The sequence below is a fragment of the Streptomyces tremellae genome (assembly GCF_039540215.1).
Lineage (GTDB): Bacteria > Actinomycetota > Actinomycetes > Streptomycetales > Streptomycetaceae > Streptomyces > Streptomyces tremellae.
Map to the genome: position 1 here is coordinate 1 of NZ_BAABEP010000093.1, position 16,683 is coordinate 16,683.

At 75.4% G+C, this 16,683-nt stretch carries 17 protein-coding genes and 1 riboswitch; of the genes, 7 read left to right on the forward strand and 10 right to left on the reverse strand.

The window, feature by feature from the left end; all coding sequences use genetic code 11:
- Positions 1-150 precede the first annotated feature (150 nt).
- The 3 genes from ABEA77_RS32105 to ABEA77_RS32115 form a co-directional block, all read right to left on the reverse strand.
- Positions 151-549, reverse strand: a complete 399-nt coding sequence (locus ABEA77_RS32105; RefSeq protein ID WP_345655423.1) for a DUF3040 domain-containing protein — start codon at positions 547-549, stop codon at positions 151-153.
- 271 nt (positions 550-820) lie between these two features.
- Complete coding sequence (locus tag ABEA77_RS32110) at positions 821-1,537, reverse strand: class I SAM-dependent methyltransferase (RefSeq protein WP_425588431.1); 717 nt, start codon at positions 1,535-1,537, stop codon at positions 821-823.
- Positions 1,538-1,765: 228 nt separating this feature from the next.
- Positions 1,766-2,287 (reverse strand): SAV_6107 family HEPN domain-containing protein, encoded by a 522-nt coding sequence (locus ABEA77_RS32115; RefSeq protein WP_345655427.1) that lies wholly within the window; start codon positions 2,285-2,287, stop codon positions 1,766-1,768.
- A gap of 639 nt (positions 2,288-2,926) precedes the next feature.
- Here ABEA77_RS32115 and ABEA77_RS32120 point away from each other — a divergent pair.
- Positions 2,927-4,420: a phytoene desaturase family protein gene (locus tag ABEA77_RS32120; RefSeq protein WP_345655429.1), complete on the forward strand. Its 1,494-nt coding sequence runs from the start codon at positions 2,927-2,929 to the stop codon at positions 4,418-4,420.
- Positions 4,421-4,524: 104 nt separating this feature from the next.
- Here ABEA77_RS32120 and ABEA77_RS32125 read toward each other — a convergent pair whose 3' ends face one another.
- The 5 genes from ABEA77_RS32125 to ABEA77_RS32145 form a co-directional block, all read right to left on the reverse strand.
- Entirely contained in the window at positions 4,525-5,616 is a 1,092-nt protein-coding gene (locus ABEA77_RS32125) for a hypothetical protein (protein ID WP_345655430.1), read from the reverse strand.
- 48 nt (positions 5,617-5,664) lie between these two features.
- Positions 5,665-6,582 (reverse strand): methylenetetrahydrofolate reductase [NAD(P)H], encoded by a 918-nt coding sequence (gene metF, locus ABEA77_RS32130; RefSeq protein WP_345655432.1) that lies wholly within the window; start codon positions 6,580-6,582, stop codon positions 5,665-5,667.
- 32 nt (positions 6,583-6,614) lie between these two features.
- Complete coding sequence (gene thiE / locus ABEA77_RS32135; protein WP_345655433.1) at positions 6,615-7,307, reverse strand: thiamine phosphate synthase; 693 nt, start codon at positions 7,305-7,307, stop codon at positions 6,615-6,617.
- Positions 7,308-7,444: 137 nt separating this feature from the next.
- Positions 7,445-7,810 (reverse strand): Rv2175c family DNA-binding protein, encoded by a 366-nt coding sequence (locus ABEA77_RS32140; protein ID WP_345655435.1) that lies wholly within the window; start codon positions 7,808-7,810, stop codon positions 7,445-7,447.
- A 212-nt stretch (positions 7,811-8,022) separates the two neighbouring features.
- The gene (locus tag ABEA77_RS32145) at positions 8,023-9,186 is read right to left on the reverse strand and encodes an NAD(P)/FAD-dependent oxidoreductase (protein WP_345655450.1); all 1,164 of its coding nucleotides are present in this window, start codon (positions 9,184-9,186) and stop codon (positions 8,023-8,025) included.
- A gap of 108 nt (positions 9,187-9,294) precedes the next feature.
- A riboswitch (TPP riboswitch) is annotated at positions 9,295-9,407 on the forward strand.
- A gap of 77 nt (positions 9,408-9,484) precedes the next feature.
- Between ABEA77_RS32145 and thiO the strand changes: the two genes are divergently transcribed.
- From thiO to ABEA77_RS32170, 5 genes are all read left to right on the forward strand, one after another.
- Entirely contained in the window at positions 9,485-10,666 is a 1,182-nt protein-coding gene (gene thiO / locus ABEA77_RS32150) for a glycine oxidase ThiO (RefSeq protein WP_345655452.1), read from the forward strand.
- Positions 10,663-10,890, forward strand: coding sequence for a sulfur carrier protein ThiS (gene thiS, locus ABEA77_RS32155; RefSeq protein WP_345655437.1), 228 nt, complete (start codon positions 10,663-10,665; stop codon positions 10,888-10,890). Before thiO ends, thiS begins: the two co-directional genes overlap by 4 nt.
- A 5-nt stretch (positions 10,891-10,895) precedes the next feature.
- Complete coding sequence (locus ABEA77_RS32160) at positions 10,896-11,690, forward strand: thiazole synthase (protein ID WP_345655439.1); 795 nt, start codon at positions 10,896-10,898, stop codon at positions 11,688-11,690.
- 148 nt (positions 11,691-11,838) lie between these two features.
- Positions 11,839-13,767, forward strand: a complete 1,929-nt coding sequence (pknB, locus tag ABEA77_RS32165; protein ID WP_345655441.1) for a Stk1 family PASTA domain-containing Ser/Thr kinase — start codon at positions 11,839-11,841, stop codon at positions 13,765-13,767.
- The gene (locus ABEA77_RS32170; RefSeq protein ID WP_345655442.1) at positions 13,764-14,669 is read left to right on the forward strand and encodes a deoxyribonuclease IV; all 906 of its coding nucleotides are present in this window, start codon (positions 13,764-13,766) and stop codon (positions 14,667-14,669) included. The genes pknB and ABEA77_RS32170 overlap by 4 nt, the downstream gene beginning before the upstream one ends.
- 68 nt (positions 14,670-14,737) lie before the next feature.
- Here the strand turns inward: ABEA77_RS32170 and ABEA77_RS32175 are convergent, their stop codons facing one another.
- Positions 14,738-15,370: a sulfite oxidase-like oxidoreductase gene (locus ABEA77_RS32175; protein WP_345655444.1), complete on the reverse strand. Its 633-nt coding sequence runs from the start codon at positions 15,368-15,370 to the stop codon at positions 14,738-14,740.
- Between the two features lie 207 nt (positions 15,371-15,577).
- On the opposite strand from ABEA77_RS32175, the gene bfr reads away from it, so the two are divergent.
- Positions 15,578-16,072: a bacterioferritin gene (bfr, locus tag ABEA77_RS32180; protein ID WP_345655446.1), complete on the forward strand. Its 495-nt coding sequence runs from the start codon at positions 15,578-15,580 to the stop codon at positions 16,070-16,072.
- Between the two features lie 60 nt (positions 16,073-16,132).
- Here bfr and ABEA77_RS32185 read toward each other — a convergent pair whose 3' ends face one another.
- The gene (locus ABEA77_RS32185) at positions 16,133-16,453 is read right to left on the reverse strand and encodes a (2Fe-2S)-binding protein (protein ID WP_345655448.1); all 321 of its coding nucleotides are present in this window, start codon (positions 16,451-16,453) and stop codon (positions 16,133-16,135) included.
- Positions 16,454-16,683 lie beyond the last annotated feature (230 nt).

The window sequence follows — 16,683 nt, forward strand, 5'->3', positions numbered from 1 at the left end:
GCGCCCTCTGCGTCGGCGCCCTCTGCGTCGGCGCCCTCTGCGTCGGCGCCCTCTGTCGCAGCGCCCCCGCGACAGCGCGCCCGCCGGGCCGCGCACACGTCTGAGGGGCGGACGCGGTCTCCTTCGCGTCCGCCCCTCAGAGGTGCTGCGTCAGTGGCCCTGCTCGTCGCGGCGCCGCTGCCAGCGCTGCTCGATCCGGTCCATCATGGAGCGGTGCTGCCGCTGGGTCCTGCCGCCGCCCGGCGCGCGGCCCGGGGCCGCCGCCTGCTCGCCACGTTTCGGCGCCCTGCGCCAGCCGGTGACGGCCAGTACGGCGCAGCCGAGCATCACGAGGAAGCCGACGACGCTGATCCAGATCTGCTGGGCGACCATTCCTGACATGAGGAGCGCGATACCCACCAGGAAGCCGGCGACCGCCTGGTAGACCCGTCGCCGGGTGTACGTACGCAGTCCGCTTCCCTCAAGCGCTGTCGCGAACTTGGGATCTTCTGCGTACAGCGCTCGCTCCATCTGCTCGAGCATTCGCTGCTCGTGCTCCGAGAGCGGCACGGAGTCCTCCTAGTCGTCGGCCGCGGGGGCGGCCGGTATGCGGCTCCTTCAGGATAAGCGGGGAATCGCCCCCGAGAAACCCGCCCTCAATGCCCTTTCGCCCATCCGGACCGCCACGCGAACTCGGCTGTTGAGGCGTTGATTCCCCAACCCCCGGGACGTCATGCCGGAAGGTCTACCCCGATCATACGGCGCCAAGCCCGCTCGGGGGCGGGCTTGTGTCCTACTCCATGTACGGTCCGCTCCCCGGCCGTGGCTGCCGGGGAGCCGGTCAGCCCTGCTTCTCGGCGAGAACGTGCAACTGGGTGGCGACGGCCTGGAAGGCGGGCAGGGCCGCGGCGGTCGCCTCCAGCTTGAGCAGCGCTTCAAGGGCGCCGGGCTCGGTGTCCACGAGGCCCCCGGGGACGAGGTCGGCGAAGACCCGGACGCCGTGCACAGAGACGACCTCAAGGCCCGCCTCGCGGACGAGGCCGGCGAGCTGCTCCGCGGTGAACCTGCGGGGCACCGCGTCGCCCTGGCCCCAGCGCCCGTCCGGGTCGATCAGCGCCTGCCTGGCCTCGGCGAAGTGCCCGGCGAGCGCGCGGCCGAGCACGGCACCGCCGAGCCCGGAGGCGAGCAGGCTGAGGGAGCCGCCCGGGCGCAGCGCCTCGACCGCCTTGCGCAGGCCGTCCGCCGGGTCGTCCGCGTATTCGAGGACGCCGTGGCACAGGACCGCGTCGAAGCCGCCGCGCGGGACCACGTCGAACAGGCCGTTGATGTCGCCCTGCACGCCGTGCACCCGGTCGGCGACCCCGGCCTCCGCGGCCCTGCGCTCCAGCGCGAACAGCGCGTTGGGGCTGGGGTCGACCACGGTCACCCGGTGGCCGAGGCTCGCGACGGGCACCGCGAAGTTGCCGGTGCCGCCGCCGGTGTCGAGGACGTCGAGCGCGTCGGCTCCGGTGCTCTTGGCACGGCGGGCGAGGGCGTCGTCCAGAACCTCCCGGACCACGCCCGTGCGCAGGGGGCCACGGCGGGACGACGGCGACTCGCCGCCGGCTGCGGGGGATGGTTCCGACACGGCAGTCGACTCCTCGGACGGTGGCGGTACGGACGGGTGCGTGGCGCCCAGCCTATTGCTTCCGGCCATCCCCGCTGCCGCCTCCCCTGCCCCGTGCGCCCCGGTGGCTCCGCGCGTCACCCGGGCGCGCGGCCCGGGGCCGGGAGCCGCCGGGACCCGCTACGGCGCCGCACGGCGCGGTGTCGGCAGCACCGGCTGGCGCACGAGCAGGCGCTCGACGATCCTGAGGAACATCTCGGCGTCCCGCAGCAGGTCGTCCGCGTCGCGCGGGGTCGCGGCGCCCCTGATGCCCGCCTCTGCGCGGGCGCGGCGCTCGGCGCCCGCGGCGAACAGGGCGCTCCACTCGGCCAGCTCGGGCGCGATCTCCGGCAGCACCTCCCAGGCGCTGCGGATACGGCGGCGGCGCCTGGGCGTCGCCTCGGGACGGCCGCGCGCGGCGAGGACGGCCGCGGCGGTGCGCAGGGCGGCGAGGTGGGCGACCGCGTAGCGCTCGTTGGGCGCGTCGAGGGCCGCGGCCTCGTCGAGTCCCGTGCGCGCCTGGGCGAGCAGGTCGAGCGCGGCGGGCGGGGCGCCCGCCCTGCGCAGCACGGGGTGGATGTCGGTGGGCGGGCCCGTGGTCGGCGAGGGGGCGGGGCCGCCCGGCGGGAGCCGTCGTGCGGCGCCTGCGGAGGAGCTGGCCATGACGAACCTCCTGTCGAGTGCGACGGCACGCCGGCCGTCTGTGTCCCATGGTGCGGGCCACCACTGACAATCTGCTCCGACCTGGCCTTTTCACTCGGCCCACCCGCCGTGGAGCCCCCTTCGGGTGACCCCGGCGCACCGGGAGGCGCACGTCGGGAGGCGCGCGGACACGGCGGCGGGGCCCGGGGCCCCGGCGCCAACAGCGCCGGGGCCCCGGGCCCCGCTTTCCCCCGTTACTGCCGCGGCCCGCCGTGTCCCCCGTCGGCCCGCGTCCCCCGTTCCCGGCTCCCCCGTTCCGCCGGTCCCGCTGCTCCCCGGTCCGGCGCGAGGCCTTCCCGGCCTTCGGCGGTCCGGGGCAGGAGGGCCCGGTGTCCTCTCGGTCACCGGCCCCTCCGCTGTGCACCCCCGTTCGGAAGGGCCGCTTCACCGTTCCGCCGCCCCGTGTCGGCGGTGCCGGTTCCGTGCCCCTTCCGTACGCTCCACTCTTCCGTCAGCGGCGGCCCGGCCCATCCGCCCGGCTACTCATCTCACCCCCTGAGTACGGGTACTCAGGGGGTGGGCGATAGAGCCCGCCTGCGGCAGCTGCCCTGCTCACGGGGCGTGGCGGCGCCCCTGAGGGCTGCCGTTAGAGTCACCGGCATGGCACGGATTGCGGTGATCGGCGCCGGGATGGGCGCGATGGCGGCGGCCGCGAGGCTCGCCGTGGCGGGGCACCGGGTGACGGTGTACGAGCGGACGGCGGCGTACGGCGGCTCGGTGGGCGGCTTCGAGCGGGACGGCTTCGGCTTCGACACGGGCCCCGGCGTGCTGCACGTGCCGGCCGTCTACCGCGACCTGTTCGTGAAGACGGGCAAGGAGCCGCTCGAAGCGTGCGTGGAGCTGGTGCAGCCCGAGCACGACGCGCTCCATGTCTTCGCGGACGGGCGGCGGGCCCTGCTGCCGAACGCCTCGCGCGGCGGGGTGGTCGCCGCGCTCGACGGGGCGTTCGGCGCGGGCGCGGGCGCCCGCTGGGCGGACTTCCTCGGCCGGGCGGGGGAGACCTGGGCGCGCACCCGCCGCCCGCTCCTTGAGGAGCCGCTGCCCGCCGATCCCGCACCGCTCGGCCGCGACCCGTACCCGGCGCTGCGGCGGCGCAGGCTGCTGCGCGGCGCACGGCAGGCGGCGACGCTCGCGGAGGTCGGCGCGTGGGAGCTCGGGGTGCCCGGCCTCGCCGCGCTGCTCGACGGCTACGCACTGGCCTATGGGCTCGATCCGCGCACGGCGCCCGCGAGCGCGTCGGTGCTGCCGTATCTGGAGCAGACGTTCGGCACCTGGTACGTGCGGGGTGGGCTGCGCCGGCTGGCGCGGGCGGTGTACGAGCGGTGCGTGGCGCGCGGTGTCGAGTTCGTCTTCGGCGCCGAGGTGGCGGCCGTCGTGGAGAAGGACGGCGCGGCGGCCGGCGTGGAGCTGGCCGACGGCACGTCGGCCGCGGCCGACGCGGTGGTCGCGGGCGTCGCCCCGGACGCTCTGCCCGCTGCCCCCGGCCCCGGGGGCGCGGCGGGGGCGGACCCGGTGGCACCGGGCCGGTTCACGGTGCTGCTCGCGCTGCGGGGCGGGCGGCCCGCAGGGACGGCGCACCGCACGGTCGTGCACGCCCCCTCGGCGGTTGAGGAGGCCGCGGCGGTCTTCGGCGGCTCGCCTGCCGAGCGCCCCACGGTGACCGTGCTGCGCCCCGACGACCCCGCCGTGCGCCCGGACGCGGAGCACGAGGCGGTCACGGTCGCCGCGGTGGTCGCGCCCCACGGCCCCGTCGACTGGACCGACCCCGGGCTGCGCGCGCGGTACGCCGACACGCTGGTGGCCGCGGCGGCGGACGCCGTACCCGGGCTGGCCGAGCGCACGCTGTGGCGGGAGGTGCGGACCCCGGCGGAGACGGAACGGGAGACGGGCGCGCGCGGCGGGGGCGTTCCCGCGCCCGCCCTGGCGGGCGCGGGCGGCCGGCTGCTGCGCCCGGCCAACTCGGCGCGCCCGCGCGGGTTCTACCGGGCGGGCGGCTGGTCTCACCCCGGCGGCGGGCTGCCGCACGCGGGCATGTCGGGCGCGCTGGTGGCCGGACTCGTCGTGGAGGGGCCCGGGTTCCGCGGCTCGCAGTGAGCCGGGGCGCGCTGCCTGAACCGGGCCGGGCGGGCATGCGCCGCCCGGGGACGGCGCGGGGCAGGGCCCGGACGGGCCGGAAGGGCAAGGACGGTGACGCGGACTCAGTAGCGGTACGGGCCGCCGGGCTCCGGCTCGGGGTGGTGCGCCGAGGGGTCGTACGGGTAGCCGTCGGGGCCGTAGCCCTGCTCGTCGTAACCCCCCTGCCCGCCCTGGGCGCTGTCGCGCTGCTGGGGGACCCAGACCCCGCCGGGCGGGGTGTCGACGGCGTAGGGGTCCTGGTACTGCTGCTGCCCGTAGCCGTCGCCGTAGGTCTCGTAGGCACCGTAGGACGCGGGGCCGGCGTAGGGGGCGGCGTAGGTGTCGTGGCCGTCGTACTGGCCCTGGTACGGGGGCTGCTGCTGACCGGACTGGTCCTGGCCGGTCTGGCCGCCCTGCGCGGCGGCCGGGCCGGCCTGCGCGCCCTGGGCCCCCTGGTCCTGGCTGCCGTAGCCGTAGCCGTACTGCTGCGGCGGGTACGCGGCCTGGTCGGGCTGGTCCTGGTAGGTGCCGTAGGCGTCGTACGGGGCGTATCCGGCGTGCGCGGCGGGCTGTTCGTAGCCGCCGTAGGCGTCGTAGTCGGCGGGGGCGTAGTCGGTGTGCCCGCCCTGGCTCTCGGCGGCGAACGCGGCGGTGCCGAGGCCTGAGGCGGTGTCGGCGGCGTCGTGGTGGACGCCGTACTGCGCGCCCGTGTCGTCGGGCAGCGGCTGCGGCGCGTACACCGCCGTCTCGTCCGCGGCGCCCTGCCCCTCGCCCCCGGCGGTGGCGTCGCCCGGCACGGCGGCGACCATGGTCTGCTCCTGCGCCGGCTCCTGCTCGGGGGCGGCCTCCCGGGGGCCCGCGTCCCGGCGCGGCGCGGCGTCGGCGCCCGCCGCGCCCCTGCGGCGCCTGCTGGTGCTCGGCCGCCCGCCGAGGGCCCAGCCCGTGGAGTAGCCCTTGCGGAACGACAGGGTCACGTACGTCTGCCCGACGCCGAAGGCGATCGCGCCGGCGACGATCACCAGGACCGACGGCAGGACCACGCCGACGACGACCGTGAGGAAGCCCACGAAGGCGAGCAACCGCCAGCGCAGCCGCGCCTTGTACTGGAGCAGCACCTCGCCGAGGAGCCAGAGCGCGACCATGCCGAACGCGATGTAGAGGACCGCCCAGCCCATGTACGCCCCTCTCGTGCGGCCGCCGCACCCGATGGTGTGCGGCGCCGGTCAGGAATGCCCGTGCAGTCCGAGATTCTCGTGGATCTCAAGTGTCGCAGTGGAGTTGTTGAGCGTGATGAAGTGGAGGCCCGGCACCCCTTCCGCGAGGAGCCGCGCGCAGAACTCCGTCGCGAACTCGATGCCAATGGAGCGTACAGCCGCTGGATCCTCCTTGGCCGCGAGGATGCGGTCTTTGAGCCGGGCGGGCACCGCCGCGGTGCTCAGCGAGGGCAGCCGCTCCAGCTGCTTCACGCTCGTGACCGGCATGATCTCCGGAATGATCGGTGTCTCGCAGCCCGCGGCCGCGGCCCGGTCGCGCAGCGCGAGATAGCTCTCCGGCTCGAAGAACATCTGGGTGATCGCGTAGTCCGCGCCCGCCCGGCACTTGGCCGTGAAGTGGCGGATGTCGCTGTCCCAGTCGGCCGAGCGCGGGTGCATCTCGGGGAAGGCGGCCACGCCGACGCAGAAGTCCCCCGACTCCTTGATCAGCTCGACCAGTTCGACGGCGTACTCGACGCCCTCGGGGTGCCTGACCCACTCCCCCATCGGGTCGCCCGGCGGATCTCCGCGTACCGCGAGGATGTTGCGGATGCCGGCCGCCGCGTACCTGCGGACCATGTGGCGCAGCTCAGCGACGGACTGCCCGACCGCCGTCAGGTGCGCGACGGGGGTGAGGGTGGTGTCGGCGGCGATCTGCTCGGTCGCCCTGACCGTGCCCGTACGGGTGGAGCCGCCCGCGCCGTACGTCACGGAGACGAAGCTCGGCGCCACGGCCTCCACGCGGCGCAGCGCGTTCCACAGGTTGCGCTCGCCCTTGGCCGTCCTCGGCGCCCAGAACTCGAAGGAGCGGCTGAGGCCGCCCTCGGCGAGCACGTCGCGCACGGTGCGCGCGTGGGGTATCCAGGTGGACGGGGTACCGAGGGCCATACGGGCAGGCTAGCGACTTGTGGCGGGCGCCGTCACGCGGCGCCCGCGCCCCGGCCGGCCGCTGCGGCCGCCCGCTCCCTGACCCGGGAGGCGAGCGCGGCGCTCGCGGCGGCCGGGTCGCCCGCCTCGGTGATGGCCCGGACGACGACGATCCTGGTGGCCCCGGCGTCCAGCACCTCGTCGAGGTTGTCCTCGTCGATCCCGCCGATGGCGAACCAGGGGCGGTCGATGCCGTGCGCCGCGGTGTGGGCGGCCGTGTGCCGCACCAGGGCGAGACCCGGCGCGTGCCGTCCCGGCTTGGTGGGGGTCGGCCAGCAGGGTCCCGTGCAGAAGTAGTCGACGCCCGGCTGGACGGCGGCTGCCTCCGCCTCGGCCGCCGCGTGCGTGGAGCGGCCGATCAGCGGCCGGTCGCCGAGGATGGCACGGGCCGCGGGCACCGGCAGGTCGCCCTGGCCGAGGTGGAGCACGTCGGCACCGATCGCGTGCGCGACGTCCGCGCGGTCGTTGACCGCGAGGAGGGCGCCGTGCCTGCGGCAGGCGTCGGCGAAGACCCGGAGGTGGTCGAGCTCCTCGGCCGCTTCGAGCGACTTGTCCCTGAGCTGGACGACGTCCACCCCCGAGGAGAGGACCGCGTCGAGGAAGGCGGGCAGGTCGCCCTGGCGCTTGCGGGCGTCGGTGCACAGGTAGACACGGGCGTCGGCGAGCGTCGCGCGGGCCGTGGACATCGGGTGTTCCCCCCTGGTACGTCCCCGGGGCGGCGGCCGCCGCCCCGGGGCATGGTGTGCCGGCTGGCCCGGCCCTGCTTCTTCGTGTTCTCTTCCGGCGGCTTCCGGCGTCCCGGGTGCGCGCGGGCGCCGGGGGGTCAGACGGCGAGGGCCTGCGCCCGGCGCTTCACCTCCGTGCCGCGGTTCTCGCCCAGGGCCTGCACGGGCGTGCCCGGCAGGGTCGGGTCGGGCGTGAACAGCCACTCCAGCATCTCCTCGTCGGAGAAGCCGTCGTCCTTCAGGAGCGTCAGCGTGCCGACGAGCCCCTTGACGACCCTGTCGCCGTCGATGAAGGCGGCGGGGACCTGGAGTGTCCGGTTCTCACCGCGGCGCACGGCGATCAGCTGGCCTTCCTTCACCAGCTGGCGCACGCGCGTCACCTCGACGTCCAGCTTCTCCGCGATGTCGGGGAGGTGGAGCCACTCGGGGACGAGGGCATCGATCTTCGCGTCAATCTCGGTCACGGGGACAAGCCTGCCATCCCGGACTGACAGACGGTAGCGGTGGCGGTCCTAGGGAGGCACGCGGCGGCCGTGCCCGCACTGCCCGCAGTTCGGCCGTACCCACAGTTCGGCCGTACCCACGGCTCGGCCGTACCCGCGGCTCCGCGGTGTCGGCGGTGTCCGCGGCTGCGCCGTGTCCTGCGCGGGGCTCTGTCCGGCGCACGGAGCGCCGGCTAGCGCAGGGCGCGCTTCAGCGGTACGGACGGGTCGGCCGCGCGCTCCGGGTCGAGCGGGGCGCCCGCCTCGACGAGCTTGCGGCCCTGTGCCAGGTCGCGCGGCCTGCCCACGGCGAGCAGCGCGACGAGCGCGCCCCCGCGCAGCCACAGCGCGGACCAGGCGCTGCCCCGCGGGTCGCCGCGGTGGACGAGCAGGTCGGCGCCCGCGTGGTGGCCCGCGTACTGCACGAAGCGGCCGAACTGCTCGGACCAGAAGTACGGCACCGGGTCGTAGGGCTCGGCCGCGGCGCCCGTGAGGTGGGCGGCGACGGTGCGCGGCCCCTGGAGCGCGTTGTCCCAGTGGTGCACGAGGAGCCGCTCGCCGTAGCGGGCGGAGGGGAAGGAGGCGCAGTCGCCCACCGCGTACACAGCGGGCAGGGAGGCGCGCAGCGACGCGTCGGCGCGCACGGCGCCCTCGGGGCCGAGCTCCACGCCGGAGCCGGCCAGCCAGTCGGTCGCGGGGCGGGCGCCGATGCCGACGAGGATCGCGTCGGCCGCGATCGCCCGCCCGTTAGCGAGGTGGAGCGCGCCCTCCTCGACGCGGTCCACGCCGACGCCGGTCAGCAGGGAGGTGCCGCTCTCCGCGTACCAGCCGGCCATCGGCGCGGTGACCTCGGCGGGCAGCGCGTGCGCGAGGGGGCGGTCGGCGGCCTCGACGACGGTGACGGCGCAGCCGGCGGCGCGCGCAGCCGTGGCGAACTCGGCGCCGATCCAGCCGGCGCCGACGATGGCGATGTCGCGCTGCGCCTGGAGGAGGGGCCGCAGCACCGCCACGTCGTCCAGGGTCCGCAGTACGTGCACCCCGGGCACACCCGACGTGCCCGGCAGGGTGCGCGGCCGGGCACCGCAGGCGAGGACCAGCGCGTCGTACGGGACGGGGCCCGCCGTGGTGTCCACCTCGCGGGGGCCGGGCCGCAGTCCTGTCGCCCCGACGCCGAGCCGCAGCTCCACGCCGAGCGCGTCGAAGTCGATGTCGAAGGCGGAGCCCTCGGCCTGGCCGAGGAGCACCGCCTTGGACAGCGGGGGCCTGTCGTAGGGCGGATGGGGTTCGGCACCGAGCACGGTGACGGGTCCCTGGTGGCCGCACTCGCGCAGCGCCACCGCGGTCTGCACGCCGGCCATGCCCGCACCGACGATGACGACTCTCTGGTCCTCGCTCACGCGCTCACCATAGATCCCCGAGGCCCCGGGCCGTCTTACGGGACGGCGTGCCAGGGTCTACCCTGGCCCGGAAGACCTCGCGGGAGCCCGGACGGACCGGGCTGAGAGGGAGGCTGGGCGGCCTCCGACCGTACGAACCTGATCCGGGTCATGCCGGCGAAGGGAGGGGCTGACGACCGTGCAGCCTTCTGACACACCGGACACAGCGCACCGGCGCACCGCCGCGACCGCGGGCCCCGGGAGCGCCCGCGGCCACGACGTGCTGGTGGTCGGCGGCGGGATCATCGGGCTCGTCACCGCATGGCGGGCCGCGCAGCACGGGCTGCGCACGTGCGTGGTCGACCCGGAGCCGGGCGGTGGCGCCGCGCGGGTCGCGGCGGGCATGCTGGCCGCCGTCACGGAGCTCCACTACGGCGAGGAGGCCCTGCTCGGTCTCAACCTCGCCTCGGCGCGCGCCTATCCGAAGTTCGTGGCAGAGCTGGAGGAAGCGAGCGGCCGGGACACCGGCTACCGCACCTGCGGGACGCTCGCTGTGGCGCTGGACAGCGACGACCGCGCGCACCTGCGGGAGCTGCACGCCTTCCAGCAGAAGTGCGGGCTCTCCTCCGAGTGGCTCGGCGGCCGGGAGTGCCGGCGGCTCGAACCGATGCTCGCGCCCGGCGTCAGGGGCGGGCTGCGGGTCGACGGCGACCATCAGATAGACCCGCGCAGGCTGGCGGCCGCGCTGCTCACGGCGTGCGAGCGTGCGGGCGTCGTCCTGCACAGGGGCTGGGCCCGGCGGCTGACCGTGCGCGGCGGGCGTGCCGTGGGCGTCGAGCCCGCGGAGGGGCCCGGGATCGCCGCGGGCCAGGTGGTGCTCGCGGGGGGCAGCCTGAGCGGCCGGCTCGACGGCGTGCCCCCGGAGGTGCTGCCGCCGGTGCGGCCGGTGAAGGGGCAGGTGCTGCGGCTGACGGTGCCGCGGGCGTACGCGCCGTTCCTGTCACGGACGGTGCGCGCGGTGGTGCGCGGCGCCGACGTGTACCTGGTGCCGCGGGAGAACGGCGAGCTCGTGGTGGGAGCGACCAGCGAGGAGCTGGGGTGGGACACCACGGTCACCGCGGGCGGCGTGTACGAGCTGCTGCGGGACGCGCACGAGCTGGTCCCCGGCATCACGGAGCTGCCGCTCACGGAGACCAGGGCGGGGCTGCGGCCCGGCTCGCCCGACAACGCGCCGCTGCTCGGCCCGACGGCGCTGCCGGGCCTGCACCTGGCGACGGGGCACTTCCGCAACGGCGTGCTGCTGACGCCGGTCACGGGCGAGGCCCTGGCCTCGGCCCTGACGACGGGTGAACTGACCCAGGTGGCAAGGCCGTTCGGCCCCGAGCGGTTCACGGGCACGGCGGGCGGCAGGTCCGGAGCGGACCGTACGGTACGAGCGGTACGAGAGGAGCGGTCGGCATGATCGAGAGCACGGCGGCGCGCGTGGTGCGCGTGTCGGTGAACGGCAAGCCGCGCGAGGTCGCGGCGGCGACGACGCTCGACGTGCTGGTGGCGTCGCTCACGGCCGCGCCTTCGGGCGTCGCCGCGGCGGTCAACGAGACGGTGGTGCCGCGCGGCAGCTGGCAGGACACCCCGCTCGGTGACGGCGACCGGGTCGAGGTCCTCACCGCGGTGCAGGGCGGCTGACGGGGATGGCGGACGACGCGCTGACCATCGCCGGAGTGTCCTTCACGTCCCGGCTGATCATGGGCACGGGCGGGGCGCCCAGCCTCGACGTGCTCGAACGCTCGCTCGCCGCCTCGGGCACCGAGCTGACCACGGTCGCCATGCGGCGGCTCGACCCCGGGGTGCAGGGCTCCGTGCTGTCGGTGCTCGACCGGCTCGGCATCCGGGCGCTGCCCAACACGGCGGGCTGCTTCACGGCGGGCGAGGCCGTGCTGACGGCCCGGCTGGCGCGGGAGGCGCTCGGCACCGACTGGGTGAAGCTTGAGGTGGTGGCCGACGAGCGGACGCTGCTGCCCGACCCCGTGGAGGTGCTCGACGCGGCGGAGACGCTGGTCGACGACGGCTTCACGGTGCTGCCCTTCACCAATGACGACCCGGTACTCGCGCGGCGGCTCGAAGAGGTCGGCTGCGCGGCCGTGATGCCGCTCGGCTCCCCCATCGGCTCGGGTCTCGGCATCCGCAACCCGCACAACTTCCGGCTGATCGTGGAGCAGGCGGGGGTGCCGGTCATCCTGGACGCGGGCGCGGGCACCGCGTCGGACGCGGTCCTCGCGATGGAGCTGGGGTGCGACGCGGTGATGCTGGCGTCGGCGGTGACGCGGGCGCAGTCCCCGGTGCTGATGGCCGAGGCGATGCGCCACGGCGTCGAGGCCGGCCGCCTCGCGCGTCTCGCGGGCCGCATCCCGCCGCGCCACCACGCCCAGGCGTCGTCACCGGTGGGCGGGCGTGCCGACCTGGACCCGGAGCGCCCCGCGTTCTGAACCGTGGCGCGGGCCCCTCCCGGACCGCGCCACGGGCCCGGCGGCGTGCGGGCGGCGGGGCGTCGCCGCTGCTCGGGGCGTCACGGCTCTGCCGCGAGGGCCGCGGGCAGGGGGCGCCCCCCACCGGGACCGACCGTAGACTCGGCGCGTGGACACGACCCTCAATGACCCGATCGTCGGGCAGGTGGTCGACGGCAGGTACCGCGTCGACGCGCGCATCGCGGTCGGCGGGATGGCCACGGTGTACCGCGCCGTGGACACCCGGCTCGACCGGGTGGTCGCGCTGAAGGTGATGCATCCCTCGCTCGCCGTCGACGCCGCGTTCGTGGAGCGGTTCATCCGGGAGGCCAGGTCGGTGGCGCGGCTCGCGCACCCCAACGTGGTCGCCGTCTTCGACCAGGGCGCCCAGGGCGCCTACGTGTACCTGGCCATGGAGTACGTCGAGGGCTGCACCCTGCGCGACGTGCTGCGCGAGCGCGGGGCACTCAGACCGCGTGCGGCGCTCGACATCCTGGAGCCGGTGCTCGCGGCGCTCGGCGCCGCGCACCGCGCCGGTTTCGTGCACCGCGACATGAAGCCGGAGAACGTCCTGATAGGGGACGACGGCCGGGTGAAGGTCGCCGACTTCGGGCTCGTACGGTCCGTGGGCGATGCCACGGGCACCACGGGTTCCGTGCTCGGCACGGTGTCGTACCTCGCCCCCGAGCAGTTGGAGGGCCTGCCCGCGGGCGCGGGTCCAGGCGTCGACGTGTACGCGTGCGGCGTGGTCCTGTACGAGATGCTGACGGGCCGCAAGCCGCACGGCGGCGAGACGCCCGCGCAGGTCGTCTACCAGCACCTCAACGAGGACGTGCCGGCGCCGTCCGCGACCGCGCCGGGCCTCGCCCCCGCGCTCGCCGCGCTGATGGCGCGGGCTGCCGTGCGCGACCCGGCGCGGCGTCCCGCGGACGCCGGGGCGCTGCTCGCCCTCGCCCGCGAGCTGCGCGGCGCGCTGACCGAGGCCGAGCTGGACGCGGAGCCGCCCGCGGCGCGCCCGGCGAGCCGCACCGCAGGGTCCGAGAACCGTACGAGCGTCCTGCCGGGCGTGGCGCCGCACGGCGGGCCCGCGGGCGGGGTCGACAGGACGAGCCGGCTCGACCTGCCGCCTGCGGGTCCGCGCGACGGCGCGGTCCGCCCGGCAGGCCGGTCGCCGCGGCGGCGGCGCGGGGCCGTCGCCGCGCTCGCCGCGCTGCTCGCCGTGGTGGTCGGGGTGGGCGTCTGGTACATCAACTCGGGCCAGTTCACCCGCGTGCCGCCGGTGCTCGGGCAGAGCGAGCAGGCGGCAGAGAAGCGCCTGTCGGACGCGGGGCTCGACGTCCGCGTCACCCGGGGCTTCAGCGACGCCTTCGCCGAGGGCACGGTGATGGGCAGCGAGCCGGCGCCGGAGAGCCGGGTCAGGGGCAGCGGCCCGGTGACGCTGGCCATCTCGCGCGGCCCGCGGATCGTGCGGGTGCCCGAGCTCGCCGGGCTGCCACTCGCGGACGCCAGGGCCGCGCTGAAGAAGGCCGGCCTCGCGCCGGGGCTCGTCACGCAGTCCTTCGACGACACGGCGGACCGGGGCGCGGTGATCTCCTCGGACCCGGGCGCGGGCGCACGGGTGCGCCCCGACAAGGCCGTCGCGCTGAAGGTCAGCAGGGGCCCCGCGGTCGAGGTGCCGGACGTGACGGGCGAGGACGTGGACGAGGCGGCGTCCGACCTCGCGGACGCGGGCCTGAAGGCGAAGATCGCGCCGCAGCGCGTCCGGTCCGACGAGGACGCGGGCGCGGTGGCCCGGCAGTCGCCCGGCGAGGGCGGGAGGCTGGCCGAGGGCGACACCGTGACGCTGACCGTGTCGAAGGGGCCGAAGATGGTCACGGTCCCCGACGTGACCGGCACGTCCGCCGACGCGGCGCGGAAGCAGCTGGCGGACAAGGGCTTCGAGGTGCAGGTGAAGCACAGCTTCCCGTTCATCGACGACACCATCACCGACCAGTCGGTGGCCGGCGGCGACAAGGCGCCGGAAGGCAGCACGATCACCATCAGGACGGACGGACTGTGACTGCTCCCCTCTCCCCCGGGCCCTGCGGGGACCGGCAGGACGGCGCCCCGCGCCGACCGGTCGGCGCCCATGTACCGGTCGCGGGCGGCCTCGCCGCCACCGGCCTCGGCTACGCGCGCGACCTCGGCGCCGAGGCGGTGCAGGTGTTCGTCGCCAACCCGCGCGGCTGGGCGACGCCGCCCGGCAGCCCGGCCCAGGACGAGCTGTTCCGCGCCGGGTGCGCGGCGGCCGGCGTCCCCGCGTACGTCCACGCGCCATACCTGATCAACTTCGGTTCGCACTCGCCCGAGACGGCCGCGCGCTCCGTCGAGTCGATGCGGCACAGCCTGCGGCGGGGCCGGGCGATCGGCGCGCGGGGCGTGGTCGTGCACACGGGCTCGGCGACCGGGGGACGGGACCGGGCGACGGCGCTCGCGCAGGTGCGGGAGCTGCTGCTGCCGCTGCTGGACGAGCTGACGCACGACGACGACCCGCCCGTGCTGCTCGAACCGACCGCGGGCCAGGGGGCCTCCCTCTGCTCGCTGATCGCGGACCTCGGTCCGTACACGGAGGCACTCGACGCGCACCCGAAGCTCGGCGTCTGCCTCGACACCTGCCATGTCTACGCGGCCGGGCACGACCTGGCGGGCCCCCGGGGCATGGCGCGGACGCTGGACGCGCTGGTGGAGACCGTGGGGCCCGGCAGGCTCGGCCTGATCCACGCGAACGACTCGAAGGACGTGGCCGGCGCGCACAAGGACCGCCACGAGAACATCGGCGCGGGCCACATCGGCGAGGAGCCGTTCGGGGAGCTGTTCCGCCACCCGGCGACGGCCGGCGTGCCGCTGGTGATCGAGACGCCTGGCGGCAGGGCCGGGCACACGGACGACGTGGCGCGGCTGAAGAAGCTGCGCGACGGCTGAGCCGCGGACGGGGCGCGGGCGGCCGGGCCTCCGGGAGACGCCGCGCGGCGGCCGTACCAGGAGAACCGTTACAGCTCCGGGCCCTCGCCCGGCTCCTCCTGGTAGGTGAAGCGCTGCTCGGCCCACGGGTCGCCCACGTTGTGGTAGCCGCGCTCCTCCCAGAAGCCCCTGCGGTCGGCCCGCAGGTACTCCACACCTCTGACCCATTTGGGCCCCTTCCAGGCGTAGAGGTGCGGCACGACGAGCCGCAGCGGGAAGCCGTGCTCGGCGGTGAGCAGCTCCCCCTCGCGGTGCGTGGCGAAGATCGTGCCGTCGGCGGTGAAGTCCGCGAGCCGGAGGTTGGCGCTGTAGCCGTACTCGGCCCAGACCATCACATGGGTGGCCCGGGGGTCGGGCGGGGCGAGGTCGAGGACGGTCTTGGCGTGCACGCCGCCCCACTCGGCGCCGAGCATGCTGAACTTCGTCACGCAGTGCAGGTCGGCCACGACCGTGGAGAACGGCAGCGCGGTGAACTGCTCGTGGTTCCAGCAGTGCTTCTCCCCGTCCGCGGTGGCGCCGAAGACGCGGAACTCCCACCGCTCGGGCCGGAACTTCGGCACGGGGCCGTAGTGGGTGACGGGCCAGCCCCGCTGGAGGCGCTGCCCAGGGGGGAGGGAGGATCCCTCCGGTGCCGGCCGGCCCCGGCTCTGCTCCTCACCCATGCTTTACATGGTGACAGACCGGGAGGGGTGGCGAGGACCGGGGCTCGCGCCATATCGGCCCAGCTCATGGCAAGGACGCCCTTACTGGACGCCCCTGCGTGGCGATGCGAGACTGCGGCGAGTCCCACCGGGCACATGCCTGACACGCGTCACGTCTCGCGTGTCCCTTTGTCTCACCATGTCTCACCGCTGGAAGGAGCCGCTGCCATGCAGGGCGACCCCGAGGTCCTTGAGTTCTTGAACGAGCAGCTGACCGCGGAGCTCACCGCGATCAACCAGTACTTCCTGCACGCGAAGATGCAGGAGAACTTCGGCTGGGCGAAGCTCGCCAAGAACACCCGCGCGGAGTCCTTCGACGAGATGCGCCACGCGGAGATCCTGACCGACAGGATCCTGCTGCTCGACGGCCTGCCGAACTACCAGCGCCTCTTCCACGTCCGGGTCGGCCAGACCGTCACGGAGATGTTCGAGGCGGACCGGCAGGTCGAGGTGGAGGCCATCGACCGGCTCAAGCGCGGCATCGACGTGATGCGTGCGAAGAACGACCACACGTCCAAGCGCATCTTCGAGGCCATCCTGGAGGACGAGGAGCACCACATCGACTACCTCGACACGCAGCTCGGCCTGATCGAGAAACTCGGCGAGGCGCTCTACATCGCCCAGCAGATCCAGCAGCCCGAGGGCGACGGCGACAGCAAGTAGCGCCACCGCGGGGGCGTGCCGGCCACGCCCGGCCCGGTACGCGCGGCCGGATGGAGGCCGTCAGGCCGCGTACGGGAAGGACGCCTGCCCGGTCTCGGCTGCCACGGGCGCCGGAGCGGGCGCCAGGGGCTCTGCGGCCGGGCCGAAGGGCTCGGTGGGGGCGAGGGGCTCAGCCGGCTCGAACGGCTCCGCGGCCACCCGGTCGGGCTCGCGGCGCGGGCAGGCGCCGCGGCCGAGTATGGACTGGATGCGCCGGACACAGCCGCCGCAGTCCGTGCCGGCCCTGCACTGGGAGGCGATCTGGCGCGGCGTGCAGGCACCCGCCTTCGCGTGCGCCTTGACCTGCGACTCCGTGATGCCGAAGCAGGAGCATACGTACACGCGGTGTCACCTCCCGTGGGCCGGTCTCAGGATGCCGTCCCGACGTATCGGTGAGGCTAACCTAACCTTACCCGCGAGCGCATTCCGGGAGAACCCCCGGAACGGGTGATGGGGCACGGATCACAAGCGGTGATCCGTGCCCCATCGGCGTCCGAGCCGGTTCCAGGGGGACCGCTACTGGTCGCGGTACATTTCGGCGACGAGGAAGGCGAGGTCGAGTGACTGGCTGC